Origin of the sequence: Terrimonas sp. (assembly GCF_003075435.1) — a bacterium.
In the GTDB taxonomy this organism is placed as follows: Bacteria; Bacteroidota; Bacteroidia; order Chitinophagales; family Chitinophagaceae; genus Agriterribacter.
This window is the reverse complement of record NZ_QCZJ01000076.1, coordinates 1-1,100: the sequence shown is the minus strand read 5'-3', so window position 1 is coordinate 1,100 and position 1,100 is coordinate 1. Positions and strand designations below refer to the sequence as shown.

The 1,100-nt window shown below is 48.0% G+C and carries 1 protein-coding gene; it reads right to left on the bottom strand.

The genetic code is table 11. The annotated features are described in order from the left end of the window. The coding region (locus tag DC498_RS26335) for a hypothetical protein (RefSeq protein WP_165813971.1) at positions 1-1,100 on the bottom strand (1,100 nt) is incomplete at both ends.

The window sequence follows — 1,100 nt, the reverse complement described above, 5'->3', positions numbered from 1 at the left end:
ACACTGAACCTGTCTGCCGCTGCTGATCTGCTGTCGCTGCCTACCTGGAAGAATACCTGCGAGGTTTCTGTTACACTGATATGGGTATTTGTTTTCAGGTAATTATCTACCAGTGTTACTGATTCTGCCCCGGCAAGCTCAATCGGGCTGAACTCAAACATATAGGTTGATACGGATGTATTGGTGAGGTTCAGCCTCAACGTATCTGCTGACTGTATCCAGTTTCTCCTGTCTACCATCAATGCCTGACCTTTTCTTATGATAGCAAGATTCTCCATCACATTATCCGCTTTCAAAGCATCCATATTATCTATCTCATCAGAGAAGCTTGTGCTGTAAGAGGCAAATACTTCATCCAGTACCCCCCTTTGCGAACCATCGGCTATCTGCAGATTTACCCTCAGACCTATCGCATTCTTAGCCGGTGCAAATAACAGCTCATTGCCCATAGCTGACTGCTGAACGCTGACACCTGACTCCCTGAACACATTCTGCGCTGCCGTAGCTGATTTGTCTGATTCTTTGATTACAAGACTGCCTGCAGTTCCGGTTGACTGTACCAAAAATGCCTGCCCACTCTGTATATACTGGCTCTCGGGGCTAACCGAAGCCGGAGTGATATCATAACCTGTTCCATTATAGCTGATGTTTACATAAGCGCCTACACCATTGGCGCCTCCCATCTTGGGATCCCATACATAGAAGCTGTTGGTTACATTAGTCCTGGTAATGCTGCCAAAGTTAATGGGCGATGCAAACGGATTGGCTACTGCGGTAAAGCCTGATGCTGCTACCGGTATGGTTTGGTTGCCGGTTAACAGTGGTCCGGTGGCACGCAGCGTGGTATTATTGGCTGGTACATTACTGCCCCGCATGGTTATGCTTCTGTCGCCTCTTACAAACAGCATATAAGCTGTGTTAGCCACCTTAGCGGTATGCGTGCTGGTTACTACCTGTAATGCTCCGGTTGAGGTAAAGCTCTTCAGCGATGAAGTACTTTGCCCGAGTATATTCTGATCAAAGCCATTGGCTACTGAACCTACGGTTACATAAGTGCCGTAGCCCGGAGCAGGGTTAGGATTGGGGGATGCTGTGGTTAC